Genomic DNA, 18,847 nt, shown 5'->3' with positions numbered 1-18,847 from the left:
GGAAAATGAACGATATCGCGCATAACCTGGCACATGTCCGGGACAAAATCTCAGCCGCCGCGACGCGTTGCGGGCGGTCTTCAGAAGAAGTTATGTTGCTTGCAGTCAGCAAAACCAAACCTGCGAGCGCCATCGAAGAAGCCATTACCGCGGGGCAGCGTGCCTTCGGTGAAAACTATGTTCAGGAAGGGGTGGATAAAATCCGCTACTTCCAGGAAAAAGGCGTCAACGATCTGCAGTGGCACTTTATCGGCCCGCTGCAGTCCAACAAAAGTCGTCTGGTCGCTGAACATTTTGACTGGTGCCATACGATTGATCGTCTGCGCATCGCTGCCCGCCTGAGCGAACAGCGCCCAGAAGGCCTGCCGCCGCTGAATGTGCTGATCCAGATTAATATCAGCGATGAGAACAGTAAGTCGGGGATTCCGTTGGCAGAGCTTGATGCCCTGGCCGCTGAAGTCGCCGCGCTGCCGCGCATTACCCTGCGAGGTTTGATGGCTATTCCGGCGCCAGAGTCAGATTATGTAAGGCAGTTTGAAGTTGCACAGCAAATGGCGGTAGCATTTGCCGGGTTGAAAACACGCTACCCAAATATCGATACGCTCTCACTGGGGATGTCTGATGATATGGATGCCGCTATCGCGGCGGGTAGCACAATGGTGCGCATCGGCACTGCCATTTTTGGTGCTCGTGATTACACTAAAAAATAAGGAAAACTAAGGAACACCATGAATACGTTGACCTTCCTGCTCTCAACGGTAATTGAGCTGTATACCATGGCGCTTCTGCTGCGCGTGTGGATGCAATGGTCTCGCTGCGATTTCTACAACCCGTTCTCGCAGTTTATTGTGAAAATCACTCAGCCCATTATCGGCCCGTTACGCCGTATTATTCCGCCGATGGGGCCAATTGACAGCGCATCAGCATTGGTTGCACTCGTTCTCAGCTTTATCAAAGCCATCGTGCTGTTTAAGGTGGTCACGTTCCAGCCGATCATCTGGATCGCCGCCGTACTCATTGTCCTGAAGACCATTGGGCTGCTGATTTTCTGGGTGCTGCTGGTGATGGCGATTATGAGCTGGGTCAGCCAGGGTCGCAGCCCGGTGGAGTACGTGCTGATTCAACTGGCGGATCCACTGTTGCGTCCTATTCGTCGTATCCTTCCAGGTATGGGCGGGATCGATTTCTCTCCGATGATCCTGGTTCTGCTGCTCTATGTCATCAACATGGGGATCGCGGAAGTATTACAAGCGACAGGCAACATACTGCTGCCGGGGCTGTGGATGGCGCTATGAGTGCCGTAACACCCTGCGATGACGGTCTGGTTTTACGGCTCTACATTCAGCCGAAAGCCAGCCGTGACAGTATTGTGGGTTTACATGGCGACGAGCTAAAAGTCGCCATTACCGCCCCACCGGTTGATGGACAAGCCAACAGTCATCTGGTGAAGTTTCTCGGCAAACAGTTCCGCGTAGCGAAAAGCCAGGTCGTCATTGAGAAGGGCGAGCTTGGCCGCCATAAACAGGTTAAAATTATTCATCCGCAACAAATCCCGCCCGAAATTGCGGCACTAACTGATTAGGTATCCCATGCAAAAAGTTGTCCTTGCGACCGGCAATGCCGGTAAAGTGCGTGAACTCGCCTCTCTTCTGAGTGATTTCGGTCTTGATGTTGTTGCCCAAACGGATCTGGGTGTTGATTCTGCAGAAGAGACCGGGCTGACGTTTATTGAGAACGCCATTCTGAAGGCGCGTCATGCCGCACAAATTACAGGTTTGCCAGCCATTGCTGATGACTCCGGCCTGGCGGTTAATGCCCTTGGCGGCGCGCCTGGCATCTATTCGGCCCGCTATTCCGGTGAGGATGCGACTGACAGACAGAACCTGGAAAAACTGCTGCACACCCTGCGGGATGTCCCGGATGACCAGCGTCAGGCGCAATTCCACTGCGTGCTAGTGTATATGCGCCATGCGGACGATCCCACGCCTTTAGTGTGCCACGGAAGCTGGCCGGGCATGATTACCCGTGAACCGGCCGGAAACGGTGGTTTTGGTTACGACCCAATCTTTTTTGTGCCGTCCGAAGGAAAAACAGCTGCAGAGCTAACCCGCGAAGAAAAAAGTGCGATTTCTCACCGCGGGCAGGCGCTGAAGCTGCTGCTGGATGCCCTGCGTAATGGTTAAGCTTCCGCCGCTAAGTCTTTATATTCACATCCCGTGGTGCGTGCAGAAATGCCCGTATTGCGACTTTAACTCGCATGCGCTCAAGGGCGAGGTTCCTCATGACGACTATGTTCAGCACCTGCTGAGCGATCTCGATTCTGAGGTGGCCCACGCCCAGGGACGTGAAGTAAAGACGATTTTTATCGGTGGTGGTACGCCGAGCCTGCTTTCTGGCCCGGCAATGCAAACGCTGCTCGACGGCGTGCGCGCACGGCTGAATCTGGCCGCAGATGCAGAAATCACCATGGAGGCGAATCCCGGGACGGTGGAAGCCGCTCGCTTTGTTGATTATCAACGCGCTGGCGTAAATCGTATCTCGATTGGCGTACAGAGCTTTAGCTCCACCAAGCTCGAACGTCTGGGACGTATTCACGGGCCGGAAGAAGCCAAACGCGCAGCGCACCTGGCGAGTGGTCTGGGACTACGCAGCTTTAACCTCGACCTGATGCATGGTTTACCGGATCAGACGCTGGAAGAGGCGCTGGGTGATTTGCAGCAGGCCATCGCGCTCAATCCGCCGCATCTTTCCTGGTATCAGTTGACCATCGAACCCAACACGCTGTTCGGGTCCCGACCGCCGGTATTACCGGACGACGACGCGCTGTGGGATATTTTTGAGCAAGGCCACCAGTTGCTGACCGCCGCCGGGTATCAGCAGTACGAAACCTCAGCCTATGCGAAGCCGGGCTATCAGTGTCAGCACAATCTTAATTACTGGCGTTTTGGCGACTATCTTGGCATTGGCTGTGGCGCCCATGGCAAAGTCACGTTCCCTGACGGTCGCATTCTGCGCACCACTAAAACGCGGCATCCGCGCGGGTACATGCAGGGGCGTTATCTGGAAAGTCAGCGTGATGTCGCCGAGGCCGATAAACCATTCGAGTTCTTTATGAACCGTTTCCGGCTACTGGAAGCCGCGCCTCGCGCGGAGTTCACGCAATATACCGGGCTTACCGAAGACGTTATTCGTCAACAGATCGATGAAGCTATCGCCCTGGGCTACCTGAGTGAATGCGATGAATACTGGCAGATTACCCAACACGGTAAGCTGTTTTTGAACTCCCTCCTTGAATTGTTCCTCGCAGAATAATCACCGATGCGCCTGCGGGCGCATATTTATTTCGCCCTATAAAACCATAAACTCGGTAAAACCGAATATATCAGAAGTTATTTCTGAACAATACCTGCATTAATTATTTTATGTTGTTCAAATACCCCCCCACTCAAAAGTAAATATATTGAACACAGCGCACAAAATAAGATCAAACTACTGCCATGTGAAAGGTATCTGATTAAGATAGCGAATAGATGTCTGACAACTATGAAGACTTATCATACAGAAACAGTTTGGGCATTATGAGATGTCAACCAATTACTGTACCTTAAAGCACGGAGCTTACTTATGAAAATCAGAACCTTTTCCCGCTCGTTGGTCTGTGCGTCCTTACTGACGTTGCTTAGCGCTGGCGTAAATGCTGCTGAGAAAGTTACCCTTAAACTGGCACACAACCTGGAACGAAGCCATGTTGTCCACCAGGCCTTTGAAGAGATGGCCAAAGAGGTGAAACAACTGTCCGACGGCAAAATGACTGTGCGAATTTATCCCAGCAGCCAAATGGGTAATGCTCGTGAAACAATGGAGCTATTGCAAAATGGTGCGCTGGATATGACCAAAGGTTCTGCCAGTGATTTAGAGTCTTTTGATAATATTTACGCTATTTATAATTTACCTTTCTTATTTAAAGATCAAAATCATTTCAACAAGGTTGTATTTGGTGAGGTTGGTAAAGAAATTATGGAATCCACTAAAGAGAAAGGATTCTTTGCTTTGTCTGCCTATGTTGCCGGTACGCGTAGTTTTTATGCTAAACAGCCAATTACCAAGCCAGACGATCTAAAAGGTCTAAAAGTCCGTGTTCAGCCGAGCCCAACAACCATTAAAATGATTGAGTTGATGGGGGGATCACCTACGCCAATTTCCTTTGGCGAAGTTTATACAGCGATGCAGCAAGGCGTAGTGGATGGCGCGGAGAACAACGTCCCGTCATGGGTACAAACCCGCCATATTGAAATTGCCAAGGTGTTCTCCGAAGACGAGCATGCCTCTATTCCAGATTTTCTGGTTATCTCGACCAAAACATGGAACAAATTGACGCCAGAGCAACAACAAATACTCGCCCAGGCTGCTAAAAACTCCGAAGCTTATCAACAAAAATTGTGGGATAAAATCGATGCCGATACCCGTGCTCAGGCAAAAGCCATGGGTGGCGAAATCGTGAAAGTAGAAAAAGCCCCTTTCCGTGCTGCCGTTCAGCCACTGTTTGATGATTTCAAAAAAGACCCAAAACAAGCCGCCCTGCTGGCGAAGTTTGAAGACGCTGCACAATAACCTTAAGGGCCAGTAACTGGCCCCGTTTCACCAGGATCCTAATGATGATATTTAACCGCCTTAAACTTGCGGTAGACCGCGTCATTGCTACATTTTCGGTCACCGTAATGATTGCGCTGGTTGTCTGCGTAGTCTGGCAGGTTTTTAGCCGCTACGTACTCAATCAGCCCAGTACCTTAACTGACGAACTGGCGCGCTTCTTAATGATCTGGGTCGGATTATTAGGTGCAGCCTATACCGTAGGTGCCCAACGCCACCTGTCCATCGATCTACTGGCCATGTCGATCAATAAACGTAAACAGGCTTTGTTGAGCATATTCATTAATCTGCTGATTTTCGGCTTTGCTGGCTCAGTCATCGTCACTGGCGGTATCAAGCTGATTAATAAAACACTGGCAACGGCACAAGTTTCTGCGGCCATGCAAATACCGATGGGCTATGTGTATATCATCCTGCCGCTAAGCGGCGCAGTCATGATGTTCTACGCCCTGTGGTTTATTCACCAAAATGTTCAGCAATTGAAAAAATCTTCTCTGGGAGCAATTTGATGGACGGTTATATCGCACTTACCCTATTCGGCTGCTTCTTTGCTCTGGTATTTATTGGCGTACCTATCTCTTTCTCTATTGGCATTGCCACCGTGGCCTCCATGCTGCTGATGTTTCCCTGGGATGTTGCCGTTATCACCGTCTCTCAGCGCCTGGCAAATGGATTAGATAATTTTGCCCTACTGGCTATCCCATTTTTCATCTTCGCAGGTACGCTGATGAACAGCGGTGGGATCGCCATCCGGCTAATTAACCTGGCGCAGGTGATGGTTGGACGAGTTCCTGGTTCACTTGGTCATGTCAACGTGCTGGCAAACATGATGTTTGGTTCGATTTCCGGCTCTGCCGTTGCCGCTGCTGCTGCCGTTGGCGGTACACTTAATCCTATTCAGACAAAGCAAGGATACGATCCAACCTTCTCTACAGCCGTTAACGTTTCCTCCTGTATTACCGGGCTGTTAATCCCACCATCAAATGTGTTAATTGTGTTTTCTCTCACTGCCGGCGGTGTTTCGGTTGCCTCGTTGTTTATGGCGGGTTATTTACCTGGGATCCTGATGGGGCTTTCTATCATGGTGGTATGCGCGATTATCGCCAAACGCCGTGGTTATCCCCTGTCGGAAAGACCAACCTGCGCACAGGCAGTAAAAGCGCTTCTGGATGCGCTACCGAGTCTGTTACTGGTCATTATTGTGATGGGCGGTATTTTGGGTGGGATCTTTACCGCAACAGAAGCCTCAGCGATTGCTGTCATCTACACCTTCATTCTCTCGGTGCTGATTTATCGGGAAGTTAAATGGCGTGATTTACCAAAACTGATCCTGGAATCAGTCGTGATGACCTCTATTGTACTGTTACTGATCGGCTTCTCTGTCGGCATGTCCTGGGCAATGACCAATGCCGATATTCCTTATATGATCAGTGATACATTAATGGGTATTTCCGATAATCCACTGATTATTCTACTATTAATCAATATTGTATTGCTGGTTGTTGGGATCTTTATGGATATGACCCCGGCAGTACTGATCTTTACCCCCATTTTCTTGCCAATCGCTCAAGAGCTGGGTATGGATCCGGTACATTTCGGCATCATGATGGTCGCCAACCTGTGTATTGGTTTGCTGACACCACCTGTAGGAAGTGCATTGTTTGTGGGTTGTTCAATCTCAGGCGTGAAGATTCAGCAATTGATCAAACCCCTGCTGCCATTTTACGCCGCATTGCTGGTCGCACTTATGATGATCATATACATTCCACAGATCTCTCTGTTTATTCCACAGATGCTGGGGTTGATGTAAATACGAAGAGTTACAGAGACAAGCTATCTCTGGAGAATGCCCCAACGTTACGGTTGGGGCATTTTTTATGCAATTAGTACTTATTAAACATTTCCTGGATCTGCTTAGGATCCTTGGTCTGCGTCAGCGCCAGCTGCAGCAGCACGCGGGCTTTTTGCGGATTCAGCGAGCCTGAAGCCACAAAGCCGTACTTCGCATCATCAACTTCAGCATCCTGGGTGGTGGCGCCCGTTGGTACACGGGATGAACGCACCACAACGGTACCTTTATGCGCGGCAGTTGCCAGCGTATCGAAAATGGTTTTATACAGGTTACCGTTACCTACACCCGCACTGACGATCCCGGCGTACCCCGCGTCCACCAATGCTTTGGCTGGCAGGTCGGAGGCGTTAGCGTAGTTATAAACAATCCCAACTTTCGGCAGCTCGGTCAGCTTAGAAACATCGAACGGCGTGGATGTGGTGTGCTTACGCGCAGGCGTACGCTGGTAGTCGATTTTACCGTTATGGATATAGCCCAAAGGACCATAGTTAACGGATTTGAAGGTAGCGACATCCGTAGTGTTGGTTTTGGTCACGTCGCGACCATCCATAACGGTGTCGTTCATCACCACGAGCACACCGCGGTTGGCAGAGGCTTTATCTGCGGCGGTTACCACGGCGTTATATAAGTTGAACGGGCCATCAGCGCTCATACCCGTAGACGGACGCATAGCACCTACCAGCACCACAGGCTTGTTGCATTTGACAGTCAGATCGAGGAAATAGGCGGTTTCTTCCATGGTATCCGTACCATGTGTTACCACGAAGCCGTCTGTTTTATCACACTCGGTATTAATCTTTTTCGCCAGCGTTAACCAGACGTCGTCATTCATATCCTGGGAGCCGATGTTCACCACCTGCTCGCCTTTAACCACGGCGATATCTTTCAACTGAGGTACGGCTTCAACCAGATTTTCTACGCCGACCTTGCCTGCAGTGTAGTTAGATTTTGTCGCGGAATCACCACCGCCGGCAATCGTCCCACCGGTCGCTAAAATAGTGATATTTGGCAGTGCAAGCGCCGCACCGCTGAAACCCATAACCAGTGCGGCAAGTGCCGTTCTCTTGAAAAACTCCATGTTATTTCTCCAGTTACTTGAATTTGCAGCATTATGTCTATCTCACAGATGAATAATGTGACGCCATCCAATTAACCAGATTTATATCTCCATCAAATTGTCATTCTTAGAGATGGATATCAAAAAAACAGAAATATACAAAATAAAACGGCACAGAATGTTTCTGTGCCGTTAAAAAGAGGTGAAGATTATTTCAGAGTGCTAACCAGCGTTTTACGATCGTTTTCCAGCGTCACGACGCGGGCACAAACATCTTTGCCAAATTGCTGGAAGTCTTGTTCCTGATTCTTCCATTCATTTTGAATTGAAGTCTGCAAACCACCGAGGCTTCCGAGTACGCCCTGCAGCGGATTACCGCCGCCTTTCAGCACGGCTTTGGCGCCCATTTCGTTGATACTGTCCTGCAAAATACCGCCCATCGCCTGATTCACCAGTTGCTGTCCGTCCGTGCGAACCTGGTCAATCGCCTTATAATGGAAGGTCAGACCGTCAGTACGATGCTCAATGATCCGGTTCATCTGCTCTTTCAGTTGCGCATCGAGCTTGGTTAAACGCCCGCGCATATTGCTGCTTTCACCGACTTCTTTGGCAATGATTTTATCCAGCGCTACGCGACCTTTCTCAACACGCTCTCTGGCACCGTCGTCAATCCACGGCAGGCTGCTACGCAACGCCGCATGATAATCTTTGGCCTGCTCACGCTGTGCGGCGCTCAGGGTGTACTGTTTACCATTGAAGGTGATATCTCCGGCCTGAGTAATCACCAGGTCGCCGTTCTCTCCCTTCACCTGAACCGTTTGTGGGCTCAAAATCACATCGTCACGCGGGGTGACGCTGCACTTATAATCTGCATGTGCGGCCATCGCCGTAAACGTCAGAACTGCCGCCAGCAGCGTTTTGCGCATCATATCTTTCCCTCAAGACAAATCGGGCCGGCATTTGCCGACCCTGTGCTACTTAGTCCCACCAAATATCGAAAAGTTCGCTGGTACGCACTTCTTCGAGCTTGTGCTCTTCCAGCCACTTACGCACGATTGCCTGATGTTCTTCGGTGCATTTGCCGATTTCCTGCAGACAGATCAAACCTTCCCAGGCCAGATAGCCGCTGCCATCAAAAGCCAGCTTGTTCGGTTCAATAACTTCATTGATAAAGTCATCAACGATTTGATCGACCTGCTCTCCAGATGTACCTTCCGGGAAACGCCATGCAACCGAAAATCCTACTTCCTGGAATTCGTCGATGTGCATCTTTTTACGCAGACGACGGCTACGGTTCTTTGCCATTATTTCACCCTCTCGAACATTAAGTCCCATACGCCGTGGCCAAGACGATGACCACGTTGTTCAAATTTGGTTACCGGGCGCGATTGTGGGCGCGGTACATAATCGTTACTCTCTGACTGGTTTTTATACCCGTCAATGGAGGACATCACTTCCAGCATGTGTTCCGCATAAGCTTCCCAGTCGGTTGCCATGTGGAATACGCCACCCAGCTTCAGCTTGCTTAAGATGTGCTCAGCAAACGGTACCTGAACGATACGGCGTTTATTATGACGTGCTTTATGCCACGGGTCAGGGAAAAACAGCTGAACCATAGATAAAGAATTGTCAGGAATCATTTTATGCAGGACTTCAACGGCATCATGGCACATGACGCGCAGGTTTTCGACGCCCTCTTCATGCGCTGAAGCCAGACACGCGCCAACACCCGGGGAGTGAACCTCAATACCGAGGAAATTTTGCTCCGGACGCGCTTTCGCCATCGCCACCAGCGAAGCCCCCATACCAAAACCAATTTCAAGAGTGACTGGCGCATCACGACCAAACAGTTCAGCGAAATCCACGGGCTCTTCGCTGAACTCAACGCCCATCACCGGCCAGTAGTTTTCCAGCGCGTGTTCCTGCCCTTTGGTCAGTCGCCCCTGGCGACGAACAAAACTACGAATCCGGCGCAGAGGGCGGCCGTTTTCATCAAATTCCGGTGAAATGACGTCGTTCTTCATAAAAGTTTAGTCTGCTGTGTTTGAGTACTGAAAACGGGCATTATCCAAAGTTAGTTGCCGGATGCAAGTAAAGGAAGAAAGTGAGCAGCGGAAAGTTCCGGTTTACACCCCGTTGCCGCTGTGCTGCAATCTTGCCCCCGGCAATAATGAAACGGTAATCATGCAAGCGTCTCAATTCTCGGCTCAGGTGTTGAGCTGGTACGACAAATACGGGCGGAAAACGCTACCCTGGCAAATTGACAAGACGCCTTACAAAGTATGGCTCTCTGAGGTGATGCTGCAACAAACCCAGGTTGCGACCGTAATCCCCTATTTTGAGCGTTTTATGGCGCGCTTCCCAACGGTAACAGATTTAGCCCATGCGCCGCTGGATGAAGTCCTGCATTTATGGACCGGGCTGGGCTATTACGCCCGAGCGCGTAATCTGCATAAAGCCGCGCAGCAGGTTGTCACGCTACATGGCGGCACATTCCCGCAAACCTTTGATGAGGTGGCTGCTCTGCCAGGCGTCGGACGTTCAACCGCAGGCGCGATCCTTTCTCTTTCTCTGGGTCAGCATTTTCCGATTCTCGACGGTAACGTCAAACGCGTGCTGGCTCGCTGTTATGCTGTAAGCGGCTGGCCGGGTAAAAAAGAGGTCGAAAAGAAGCTGTGGGAGTTGAGCGAGCAGGTGACGCCCGCCCATGGCGTTGAGCGATTTAATCAGGCGATGATGGATTTAGGCGCCATGGTCTGTACGCGATCCAAGCCTAAATGTTCTCTGTGTCCGTTGGATAATGGCTGTGTGGCCAGCGCCAATGCAAGCTGGGCGCTTTACCCGGGTAAAAAGCCCAAACAAACGCTGCCGGAACGGACGGGCTATTTTTTACTGATGCAGCATAATGACGAAGTATTGCTCGCGCAGCGCCCCCCCAGCGGCTTATGGGGTGGTTTATACTGTTTTCCGCAGTTTGACGATGAAAACGGGCTGCGCAACTGGCTGGCGCAACGGCAAATTAACGCAGATAATCTGACCCAACTTAATGCGTTTCGCCATACCTTTAGCCATTTCCACTTAGATATTGTGCCTATGTGGCTTCCCGTGTCTTCGTTCAGCTCATGCATGGATGAAGGCAACGCGCTCTGGTATAACTTAGCGCAACCGCCGTCGGTCGGACTGGCGGCCCCCGTGGAGCGTTTGTTACAGCAATTACGTGCCGGTACACACGTTTAACGTACCGGTCGATAGAGAGGATTTTTTATGAGCAGAACAATTTTTTGCACTTTCCTGCAACGCGAAGCCGAAGGCCAGGATTTTCAGCTGTACCCGGGCGATCTGGGGAAACGCATCTATAACGAAATTTCTAAAGAAGCATGGGCGCAATGGCAGCATAAGCAAACCATGCTGATTAACGAGAAGAAGCTTAATATGATGAACGTTGAGCACCGTAAACTGCTTGAGCAGGAGATGATCAATTTCCTGTTTGAAGGCAAAGATGTGCATATTGAAGGCTATACACCAGAGTCATAAGAGCCGTTGCCGGATGACGCTGTGCTTATCCGGCCTACGATTTAATCTGGTCCTTGCAAATAACAAACACAACACGCACTCCCGGAATGATGAAAAAATTTCTCGCGCTTGCCGTTATTGCGCCGTTGCTCATCTCCTGTTCCAGTTCGACCAAAAAAGGCGATTCCTATAACGAAGCCTGGGTCAAGGATACCAACGGTTTTGATATTCTGATGGGGCAATTTGCCCATAACATTGAGAATCTGTGGGGGTTTAAGGAAGTGCTGATTGCGGGTCCAAAGGACTACGTAAAGTATACCGATCAGTATCAAACCCGCAGCCATATCAACTTTGATGACGGCACGATAACCGTCGAGACCATTGCCGGGACAGATCCCGCCGGACACCTGCGTCGGGCGATTATCAAGACATTGCTGATGGGCGATGATCCGGGATCTATCGACCTCTATTCCGATGTCGACGACATTAAGATTTCCAAAGAGCCGTTCCTGTACGGGCAAGTGGTCGATAATACTGGCCAGCCAATTCGTTGGGAGGGCCGCGCCACCAATTTCGCTGACTATCTGCTGAAAACGCGCCTGAAAAGCCGCAGCAACGGTATTCGCATCATCTATAGCGTGACAATCAATCTGGTACCGAACCACCTTGATAAGCGCGCGCATAAATACGTCGGCTTGGTGCGTCAGGCTTCGCGTAAGTATGGCGTCGATGAGTCACTGATTCTGGCCATCATGCAAACCGAATCCTCATTTAACCCGTATGCGGTCAGCCATGCCGATGCGCTGGGGCTGATGCAGGTGGTGCAACACAGCGCCGGGAAAGATGTATTTCGTTCGCAGGGGCGCTCCGGCACGCCGAGCCGTAGCTTCCTGTTTGACCCGGCCAGCAACATTGATACCGGTACCGCTTATCTGGCAATGCTCAATAATGTCTATTTAGGCGGCATTGATAATCCAACCTCCCGTCGCTATGCGGTGATCACCGCGTATAACGGCGGTGCGGGCAGCGTGCTACGCGTTTTCTCGAACGATAAAATTCAGGCCGCAAATATTATCAACAGCATGACCCCGGGGGACGTTTATCAAACGCTGACCACCCGACATCCGTCTGCTGAATCACGCCGATACCTTTACAAGGTCAATTCCGCACAAAAATCATATCGACGCCGCTAATATATCCCCTCTCCTGCCCCGGAAAACGGGGCCAGAAGAGGGTAAAGTGTTAACTCCATCACTCTTTTGCTTTGCAATCAGAAATTGTTTGCAAATATTTGTCACAGGTAACAAAAAAAGAGTGTCTCTCGTTGATAGAATCACATCATCAAGCCCCGGCAAATGTGCCTTTTAAAACATTCATCCGCATTACGGTGTGAGGAAATTAACATGAATCTTAAGCTGCAGCTGAAAGTGCTCTCGTTTCTGCAGTTCTGCTTATGGGGTAGTTGGCTCACTACCCTCGGCTCCTATATGTTTGTCACCCTAAAATTCGATGGTGCATCCATTGGCGCAGTGTATAGCTCGCTGGGGATCGCCGCCGTGTTTATGCCTACCCTGTTAGGGATCGTGGCCGACAAATGGATCAGTGCGAAATGGGTGTACGCCATTTGTCACCTGGTCGGCGCAGCCACGCTGTTCGCCGCAGCCGAAGTCACCACCCCTGGTGCCATGTTCTTTGTGATCTTGCTTAACTCCCTGGCCTATATGCCAACGCTGGGGTTAATCAACACCATTTCTTACTATCGCCTGCAGTCAGCCGGGATGGATATCGTTACAGACTTCCCGCCAATTCGTATTTGGGGCACCATCGGCTTTATTATGGCGATGTGGGGAGTAAGCTTCTCCGGCTTCGAGCTGAGTCATATGCAGCTGTATATCGGTGCCACGCTGTCCGTTGTTTTGGCGCTGTTCACGCTGACGCTGCCGCATATTCCGGTTGCTAACCAGCAGAAAAACCAGAGCTGGTCGTCCATGCTGGGCCTGGATGCTTTCGCGCTGTTTAAAAACAAGCGCATGGCGATTTTCTTCATCTTCTCAATGATGCTGGGCGCTGAGCTGCAAATTACCAATATGTTCGGTAATACCTTCCTGCACAGCTTCGATAACAACCCGCTGTTCTCCGGTAGCTTCATCGTTGAACACGCCTCGGTGATGATGTCGATCTCGCAGATTTCCGAGACGCTGTTTATCCTGACCATCCCATTCTTCTTGAGCCGTTACGGTATTAAGAATGTAATGCTGATCAGTATTGTGGCGTGGATGTTGCGCTTCGGCCTGTTTGCCTACGGCGATCCAACGCCGTTCGGTACCGTGCTGCTGGTTCTGTCGATGATTGTTTACGGCTGCGCCTTCGACTTCTTCAACATCTCTGGCTCGGTGTTCGTAGAGAAAGAAGTTCGCCCTGAAATCCGCGCCAGCGCACAGGGTATGTTCCTGATGATGACCAACGGCTTCGGCTGTATTCTTGGCGGTCTGGTGAGCGGTAAAGTGGTTGAACACTATACGCTGAACGGTATTACCGACTGGCAGACCGTATGGCTGATCTTCGCTGGCTACTCGCTGGTACTGGCTTTTGCCTTCGTGGCGCTGTTTAAATACAAACACGTACGCGTTCCGGCTGGCACCCAAACTATCGCGCACTAACGTTTACGCAGAGAAAAGCGGGTTACCAAAAGGTAACCCGCTTTTTTTGTGCTTACTTCACAACATATCCATACAGACGCTTAATACCGTCTGCATCCGTTTCACTGTAAACGCCTTGCAGCTCCGGCGAAAAGCCCGGCAGCAGGTTTATGCCCTCTTCCAGCGCCAGGAAATAACGTTGCACTGCCCCGCCCCAGACTTCACCCGGTACCACGCACAGCACGCCCGGAGGATAAGGCAGCGCACCTTCTGCAGCAACGCGACCTGCGGCATCACAAATACGCACCAGTTCAACATCACCACGGATAAAGGCGCTGTTGGCATCCTGCGGGTTCATCGCCACGGCAGGTAAACTCTCCTGGCGGAACATCGCTTTTTGCAGATCCTTCACATCAAAGCTGACGTATAAATCGTGCATCTCCTGACACAGTTCACGCAGCGTGTAATCCCGGTAACGTACCGGATACTTGTTGAAGATGGAGGGCAGCACGTCTGCCAGCGGCGTATCGTCCTCAATATGCTGCTCAAACTGCGCCAACATCGCCACCAGTTGCGCCAGTTTCTCGGGGCTTTCTGCCGGGGTCAGCAGGAACAAAATCGAGTTAAGGTCGCATTTCTCCGGCACGATACCGTTTTCACGCAGGTAATGCGCCAGAATCGTCGCCGGAATACCAAACTCAGTATATTGTCCTGTTTGCGCATTAATGCCTGGAGTGGTTAACAACAGCTTGCAGGGATCAACGAAATACTGGTCGCGCGCATAGCCGGAAAAACCATGCCATTTAGCGCCCGGTTCAAAGCTAAAGAAGCGGCGCTCGCTGGCGATCACCGGCGTTGGATAGCTTTCCCACGGTTTGCCATCAACTACCGGAGGAATAAACGGCTGAATCATCTTACAGCAGGCAATAATCGCTTTACGGGCCTCGATCCCCAGCGCCACACACTCCGCCCATAGCCGACGACCGCTCTCGCCTTCATGGATTTTGGCGTTCACATCCAGCGCCGCAAACAGCGGGTAAAACGGACTGGTGGAAGCATGCAGCATAAACGCATTATTCAGACGCTTATGCGGGCAGAATCGCGCCTGACCACGAATATGGTTATCCTTTTTGTGGATCTGCGAGGTTTGCGAGAATCCGGCCTGCTGTTTGTGTACCGACTGGGTGACAAAGATCCCCGGATCGTCAGCATTGAGCTCCAGTAGCAGCGGTGACCCATCGGCCATCATCGGGATAAATTGCTCGTAGCCAACCCAGGCAGAATCAAACAGGATGTAATCGCACAGACTACCGATCTTGTCGATCACTTGTCGGGCGTTGTAGATCGTACCATCATAGGTACCCAGTTGAATGATCGCCAGACGGAACGGACGCGGCTGGTCAGCCTTGTGCGGCGCAACTTCGCGCAGTTGCTGGCGCAGATACGCCTCATCAAAGCAGTGCTCATCAATACCGCCAATAAAACCAAATGGATTACGCGCCGCTTCCAGATAAACCGGCGTCGCACCCGCCTGGATCAGCGCGCCGTGGTGGTTGGACTTATGGTTGTTGCGGTCAAACAACACCAGATCGCCGCGTGTCAGCAGCGCATTGGTCACCACTTTATTCGCCGCAGAAGTCCCATTCAGCACAAAGTAGGTTTTATCCGCATGGAAAACTTTCGCGGCAAATTTCTGCGCATGTTTCGCTGATCCCTCATGAATCAGCAGATCGCCCAGTTTAACGTCAGCGTTGCACATATCCGCGCGGAACAGGTTCTCGCCAAAGAACTCGTAGAAATGTCGTCCCGCCGGATGCTTTTTAAAAAACTCACCGTGCTGGTGCCCCGGACAAGCAAACGTGCTGTTCCCCATCTCGACATACTGGGTGAGCGTGTCATAGAACGGCGGCAGCAATGCTTCCTCATACTGACAGGCAGCAGACTCCAGCTCCAGCCAGTCCTGAGGCTGACCGTGAATCACCACGTTAACGCCCGCAGGCACATCGACATCAGACTCTGCGAACAAAAACACCGGTATATGAAAACCGGTACGTTTCAGCAAGGCCAGGATCCCACTGCGGCTGTCCGCAACGGTAATGACGACTGCCGCAACGTCAGTAAAATCGGTGCTGTCCAGTGAAACCACCTGGCGATGGCTGGAAAGACGAGAAGCCAGTTCACCACTGGCGGCAATTTTCATTGATTTCATAAGCGCAATAACCCGTTTCGGGAAAATCAAAAGTCCCGGACAAAGCCGCATTGCTTTGCCCACGAAATGACGGGTCAAACTGGTTACCAGCCCCGACCGCCAGACATCAGTAAAAGCAGATAGCCTCTGATTTTACTGTTATCCTGCAGTGAGCGTACGCTGCCCTCACCGCATGGTGAGAGCGTGAAGATAAGTCGCAGAAAGGGGCAAACGTCGCGCAAAAAGGCGATGTTGAAGGCGATGTAGGGGAAGTAATATCATCCCAGGCAGCCCCATTCAGACAGGATAAAATTCGCGCAATCATGGCACCTTTCACCTACAGGCGCAAGATAAAATCCTGTGCTTAAACCTCACAGATAAACAAGCATTTCGTCTTAAAATAGCGGCATAATAATTTAATCTGAAACATAATTTCACCCAGCTAATTGCCTTTAGCATCAAGACGATAATGGGTATGCAGGAGCTAATGTGGTAATCGGACCGTTTATTAATGCCAGCGCCATTTTATTTGGTGGCGTTCTCGGCGCGCTGCTCAGCCAGCACTTACCCGAACGTATTCGGATCTCAATGACCTCAATATTCGGGTTGTGTTCGTTGGGAATTGGTATCTTGTTGGTTATCAAATGCGTTAACTTGCCGGTGATGGTTCTGGCAACGTTGGTCGGCGCATTAATTGGCGAATTCTGCCATCTGGAAAAAGGAATCAATGCCGCAGTAGCCAAAGCGCAACAGCTTTTCACCCGCTCGGACACCAACGTTACACACGAATCCTTTATCCAAAACTATGTGGCGATCATCGTGCTGTTTTGCGCCAGCGGGACCGGGATATTCGGGGCGATCCATGAAGGGATTACTGGCGATCCTAATATTTTAATCGCCAAGTCATTTCTCGATTTCTTCACCGCTATTATCTTCGCCTGCTCGCTAGGGATCGCCGTGTCTGCCATTTTCATACCGATGCTGGCAATTCAGTTGACGCTTGCCACCTGTGCTGCACTAATTTTGCCTCTGACGACGCCCGCCATGATGGCTGATTTCAGCGCTGTAGGCGGACTGTTGCTACTGGCAACCGGTTTGCGGATTTGCGGCATCAAAATGTTTGCGGTTGTGAATATGCTTCCTGCCCTGCTGCTGGCAATGCCGCTTTCCGCCGCGTGGACAGCATTTTTTGCCTGAGAATGCGTGCAATACCAGCAATGTGGTGATAGATTGTGCAGTCTGCATTGATTTGAAGAAATTTCGTTGACGAAGCGAAGCGAATCGGGTTTAATGCGCCTCGTTGCCCGGATAGCTCAGTCGGTAGAGCAGGGGATTGAAAATCCCCGTGTCCTTGGTTCGATTCCGAGTCCGGGCACCAAAATTTAGTTTCATGATGTACCTATACGTCCTGAAACGTTAAAAAATCAGTAAGTTAAAGAAACCTGATGGTGCTGAAAAGTCCCGTCAGGTTTTTTGACATCCAGAGTTTTTGGGGGCTTAATTGGGGGCCTGTTGGTTCGATAAACTCTGGAGCCCCCGCTATGCCACTCACCGATACCGCTATTCGTAACGCCAAGCCACTCGATAAACCTTACAAGCTCAGCGATGCGCAGGGTCTGTACCTACTGATTAAGCCCAACGGCTCTAAACTCTGGCAACTCAAGTACCGCTTTGGCGGCAAGGAGAAGAAGCTGGCGTTTGGCGCTTACCCGACCGTGACGCTGGCGAATGCGCGTAAGCTGCGTGAAGAAGCTCGTGCGGTACTCTGTGCAGGCGACGATCCGGGCTTGAAAAAACAACAGGAGAAGCAGGCGAAGAAAAGCGGCAATACCTTCGAGGAAGTCGCCCGCAAGTGGCTGGCGGGGAATATCCGCTGGACGGAGAACCACGCGGCGAAGATCCTGCGTTCGCTGGAACTGCACGTTTTCCCGCTGATCGGCAAATTCCCCGTCGCTGACCTGAAAACCGCCGATCTGCTGATCCCGCTGCGAGTGGCGGAGAGAAAAGGCAATCTGGAGACCGCCGCACGCATTCAGCAGCGCACCACGGCGATCATGCGCTACGCGGTACAGGAGAGCCTGATCGCCAGCAACCCAGCCAACGATCTGACCGGTGCCATCGCGCCGCCACCGAAAAACCACTACCCCGCCCTGCCGCTGGAAAAGATGCCGGAGTTGCTGGAGCGGCTGGAAAGCTATTCCGGCAGATTACTGACCCGGCTGGCGGTACAGCTTAACCTGCTGATCTTTATCCGTTCCAGCGAGCTGCGCTTTGCCCGCTGGACGGAGATCGATCTGGATGGCGCAATGTGGACTATCCCCGCGCAGCGTGAGCCTATTCCGGGTGTGCGCTATTCGGAGCGTGGCGCAAAGATGAAAACACCACATCTGGTGCCACTGTCAAAGCAGGCGGTGACGGTGCTGAAGCAGCTAAAACTGCTGTCCGGCAACAGTGAACTGCTGTTTCCCGGCGACCACGATCCGCGCAAACCAATGAGCGAAAACACCATCAACAAGGCGCTGCGGGTGATGGGCTATGACACGAAGGTGGACGTCTGCGGCCATGGCTTTCGCACAATGGCCTGTAGCGCGCTGATCGAGTCCGGGCGCTGGTCGAAGGATGCCGTGGAGCGTCAGATGAGCCATCAGGAGCGTAACAACGTGCGGGCGGCGTATATCCACAAGGCGGAGCACCTCGACGAGCGCACGCAGATGATGCAGTGGTGGTCGGATTATCTCGATGCCTGTCGGCAGAAGTTTGTTGCGCCGTACCGGTACGACAGGCAGGTTCAGGTGGCCTGAACCCATTAACGCGCCACGCCGGAAAGCAGATCTCGCGGATCTGCTTTTTTATTTGCACCAGCACCAAAATCCATTTAGCTGCGCCAGTTCTGGCCCTTTTGGCCTTTTCCGGTCAGGTGCTGTTACCCTTAGCTAGCCCTTACCCTT

At 51.4% G+C, this 18,847-nt stretch carries 19 protein-coding genes and 1 tRNA gene; 15 read left to right on the top strand and 5 right to left on the bottom strand.

The genetic code is table 11. The features are described 5' to 3' along the window. Positions 1–5 precede the first annotated feature (5 nt). From NMD08_RS04735 to NMD08_RS04700, 8 genes are all read left to right on the top strand, one after another. Positions 6–710 carry a YggS family pyridoxal phosphate-dependent enzyme gene (locus NMD08_RS04735; RefSeq protein WP_151218355.1) on the top strand — a complete coding sequence of 235 codons (705 nt, stop codon included), beginning with the start codon at positions 6–8 and terminating at the stop codon, positions 708–710. 18 nt (positions 711–728) lie between these two features. Then, positions 729–1,295, top strand: coding sequence for a YggT family protein (locus tag NMD08_RS04730; RefSeq protein ID WP_003027097.1), 567 nt, complete (start codon positions 729–731; stop codon positions 1,293–1,295). Continuing rightward, positions 1,292–1,582 (top strand): DUF167 family protein YggU, encoded by a 291-nt coding sequence (gene yggU / locus NMD08_RS04725; RefSeq protein WP_005123286.1) that lies wholly within the window; start codon positions 1,292–1,294, stop codon positions 1,580–1,582. The genes NMD08_RS04730 and yggU overlap by 4 nt, the downstream gene beginning before the upstream one ends. A gap of 7 nt (positions 1,583–1,589) precedes the next feature. Next, positions 1,590–2,183, top strand: coding sequence for an XTP/dITP diphosphatase (locus NMD08_RS04720; RefSeq protein WP_370619656.1), 594 nt, complete (start codon positions 1,590–1,592; stop codon positions 2,181–2,183). Further along, entirely contained in the window at positions 2,176–3,312 is a 1,137-nt protein-coding gene (gene hemW, locus NMD08_RS04715) for a radical SAM family heme chaperone HemW (protein WP_151224320.1), read from the top strand. Before NMD08_RS04720 ends, hemW begins: the two co-directional genes overlap by 8 nt. A gap of 312 nt (positions 3,313–3,624) precedes the next feature. Next, positions 3,625–4,611 carry a TRAP transporter substrate-binding protein gene (locus NMD08_RS04710; protein ID WP_151218358.1) on the top strand — a complete coding sequence of 329 codons (987 nt, stop codon included), beginning with the start codon at positions 3,625–3,627 and terminating at the stop codon, positions 4,609–4,611. Between the two features lie 44 nt (positions 4,612–4,655). Then, a complete protein-coding gene (locus tag NMD08_RS04705) occupies positions 4,656–5,159 on the top strand; it encodes a TRAP transporter small permease (RefSeq protein ID WP_151218399.1) in 504 nt (167 codons plus the stop codon). Beyond that, the gene (locus tag NMD08_RS04700; protein WP_151218359.1) at positions 5,159–6,460 is read left to right on the top strand and encodes a TRAP transporter large permease; all 1,302 of its coding nucleotides are present in this window, start codon (positions 5,159–5,161) and stop codon (positions 6,458–6,460) included. The genes NMD08_RS04705 and NMD08_RS04700 overlap by 1 nt, the downstream gene beginning before the upstream one ends. 73 nt (positions 6,461–6,533) lie before the next feature. Here the strand turns inward: NMD08_RS04700 and ansB are convergent, their stop codons facing one another. The 4 genes from ansB to trmB form a co-directional block, all read right to left on the bottom strand. Next, positions 6,534–7,580 carry an L-asparaginase 2 gene (gene ansB / locus NMD08_RS04695; RefSeq protein WP_286543945.1) on the bottom strand — a complete coding sequence of 349 codons (1,047 nt, stop codon included), beginning with the start codon at positions 7,578–7,580 and terminating at the stop codon, positions 6,534–6,536. Positions 7,581–7,768: 188 nt separating this feature from the next. Then, positions 7,769–8,488 (bottom strand): DUF2884 domain-containing protein, encoded by a 720-nt coding sequence (locus NMD08_RS04690; protein WP_370619653.1) that lies wholly within the window; start codon positions 8,486–8,488, stop codon positions 7,769–7,771. 49 nt (positions 8,489–8,537) lie between these two features. Beyond that, positions 8,538–8,864 carry a YggL family protein gene (locus tag NMD08_RS04685; RefSeq protein ID WP_016154406.1) on the bottom strand — a complete coding sequence of 109 codons (327 nt, stop codon included), beginning with the start codon at positions 8,862–8,864 and terminating at the stop codon, positions 8,538–8,540. Next, complete coding sequence (gene trmB / locus NMD08_RS04680) at positions 8,864–9,583, bottom strand: tRNA (guanosine(46)-N7)-methyltransferase TrmB (protein WP_151218360.1); 720 nt, start codon at positions 9,581–9,583, stop codon at positions 8,864–8,866. The genes NMD08_RS04685 and trmB overlap by 1 nt, the downstream gene beginning before the upstream one ends. Before the next feature lie 160 nt (positions 9,584–9,743). On the opposite strand from trmB, the gene mutY reads away from it, so the two are divergent. The 4 genes from mutY (at position 9,744) to NMD08_RS04660 (ending at position 13,732) form a co-directional block, all read left to right on the top strand. Beyond that, positions 9,744–10,796, top strand: coding sequence for an A/G-specific adenine glycosylase (mutY, locus tag NMD08_RS04675; protein WP_187253190.1), 1,053 nt, complete (start codon positions 9,744–9,746; stop codon positions 10,794–10,796). Between the two features lie 27 nt (positions 10,797–10,823). Beyond that, complete coding sequence (locus NMD08_RS04670; RefSeq protein ID WP_003027126.1) at positions 10,824–11,093, top strand: oxidative damage protection protein; 270 nt, start codon at positions 10,824–10,826, stop codon at positions 11,091–11,093. A gap of 86 nt (positions 11,094–11,179) precedes the next feature. Beyond that, positions 11,180–12,265: a membrane-bound lytic murein transglycosylase MltC gene (gene mltC, locus NMD08_RS04665; RefSeq protein WP_187253191.1), complete on the top strand. Its 1,086-nt coding sequence runs from the start codon at positions 11,180–11,182 to the stop codon at positions 12,263–12,265. A 210-nt stretch (positions 12,266–12,475) separates the two neighbouring features. Continuing rightward, positions 12,476–13,732 (top strand): nucleoside permease, encoded by a 1,257-nt coding sequence (locus NMD08_RS04660; protein ID WP_003027130.1) that lies wholly within the window; start codon positions 12,476–12,478, stop codon positions 13,730–13,732. Between the two features lie 52 nt (positions 13,733–13,784). On the opposite strand, the gene NMD08_RS04655 is transcribed toward NMD08_RS04660, so the two are convergent. Then, complete coding sequence (locus NMD08_RS04655) at positions 13,785–15,920, bottom strand: ornithine decarboxylase (RefSeq protein WP_151224323.1); 2,136 nt, start codon at positions 15,918–15,920, stop codon at positions 13,785–13,787. Positions 15,921–16,388: 468 nt separating this feature from the next. Here NMD08_RS04655 and NMD08_RS04650 point away from each other — a divergent pair, with 468 nt between their 5' ends. From NMD08_RS04650 to NMD08_RS04640, 3 genes are all read left to right on the top strand, one after another. Further along, positions 16,389–17,096: a DUF554 domain-containing protein gene (locus NMD08_RS04650; protein ID WP_370619651.1), complete on the top strand. Its 708-nt coding sequence runs from the start codon at positions 16,389–16,391 to the stop codon at positions 17,094–17,096. A gap of 105 nt (positions 17,097–17,201) precedes the next feature. Continuing rightward, a tRNA-Phe gene (locus tag NMD08_RS04645) sits at positions 17,202–17,277 on the top strand. A gap of 163 nt (positions 17,278–17,440) precedes the next feature. Continuing rightward, positions 17,441–18,700 (top strand): tyrosine-type recombinase/integrase, encoded by a 1,260-nt coding sequence (locus NMD08_RS04640; RefSeq protein ID WP_370619649.1) that lies wholly within the window; start codon positions 17,441–17,443, stop codon positions 18,698–18,700. The last annotated feature ends 147 nt before the right edge of the window (positions 18,701–18,847 follow it).

The organism is Citrobacter meridianamericanus (assembly GCF_041320245.1).
GTDB classification, from domain to species: Bacteria; Pseudomonadota; Gammaproteobacteria; order Enterobacterales; family Enterobacteriaceae; genus Citrobacter; species Citrobacter meridianamericanus.
This window is presented reverse-complemented; position numbering and strand designations above follow the sequence as displayed.

Excerpts from the sequence above, each read along its gene's own strand:
- NMD08_RS04735 (WP_151218355.1), top strand. The coding sequence starts at position 6 with ATGAACGATATCGCGCATAACCTGGCACATGTCCGGGACAAAATCTCA.
- NMD08_RS04730 (WP_003027097.1), top strand. The coding sequence starts at position 729 with ATGAATACGTTGACCTTCCTGCTCTCAACGGTAATTGAGCTGTATACC.
- yggU (WP_005123286.1), top strand. The coding sequence starts at position 1,292 with ATGAGTGCCGTAACACCCTGCGATGACGGTCTGGTTTTACGGCTCTAC.
- NMD08_RS04720 (WP_370619656.1), top strand. The coding sequence starts at position 1,590 with ATGCAAAAAGTTGTCCTTGCGACCGGCAATGCCGGTAAAGTGCGTGAA.
- hemW (WP_151224320.1), top strand. The coding sequence starts at position 2,176 with ATGGTTAAGCTTCCGCCGCTAAGTCTTTATATTCACATCCCGTGGTGC.
- NMD08_RS04710 (WP_151218358.1), top strand. The coding sequence starts at position 3,625 with ATGAAAATCAGAACCTTTTCCCGCTCGTTGGTCTGTGCGTCCTTACTG.
- NMD08_RS04705 (WP_151218399.1), top strand. The coding sequence starts at position 4,656 with ATGATATTTAACCGCCTTAAACTTGCGGTAGACCGCGTCATTGCTACA.
- NMD08_RS04700 (WP_151218359.1), top strand. The coding sequence starts at position 5,159 with ATGGACGGTTATATCGCACTTACCCTATTCGGCTGCTTCTTTGCTCTG.
- ansB (WP_286543945.1), bottom strand. The coding sequence starts at position 7,580 with ATGGAGTTTTTCAAGAGAACGGCACTTGCCGCACTGGTTATGGGTTTC.
- NMD08_RS04690 (WP_370619653.1), bottom strand. The coding sequence starts at position 8,488 with ATGATGCGCAAAACGCTGCTGGCGGCAGTTCTGACGTTTACGGCGATG.
- NMD08_RS04685 (WP_016154406.1), bottom strand. The coding sequence starts at position 8,864 with ATGGCAAAGAACCGTAGCCGTCGTCTGCGTAAAAAGATGCACATCGAC.
- trmB (WP_151218360.1), bottom strand. The coding sequence starts at position 9,583 with ATGAAGAACGACGTCATTTCACCGGAATTTGATGAAAACGGCCGCCCT.
- mutY (WP_187253190.1), top strand. The coding sequence starts at position 9,744 with ATGCAAGCGTCTCAATTCTCGGCTCAGGTGTTGAGCTGGTACGACAAA.
- NMD08_RS04670 (WP_003027126.1), top strand. The coding sequence starts at position 10,824 with ATGAGCAGAACAATTTTTTGCACTTTCCTGCAACGCGAAGCCGAAGGC.
- mltC (WP_187253191.1), top strand. The coding sequence starts at position 11,180 with ATGATGAAAAAATTTCTCGCGCTTGCCGTTATTGCGCCGTTGCTCATC.
- NMD08_RS04660 (WP_003027130.1), top strand. The coding sequence starts at position 12,476 with ATGAATCTTAAGCTGCAGCTGAAAGTGCTCTCGTTTCTGCAGTTCTGC.
- NMD08_RS04655 (WP_151224323.1), bottom strand. The coding sequence starts at position 15,920 with ATGAAATCAATGAAAATTGCCGCCAGTGGTGAACTGGCTTCTCGTCTT.
- NMD08_RS04640 (WP_370619649.1), top strand. The coding sequence starts at position 17,441 with ATGCCACTCACCGATACCGCTATTCGTAACGCCAAGCCACTCGATAAA.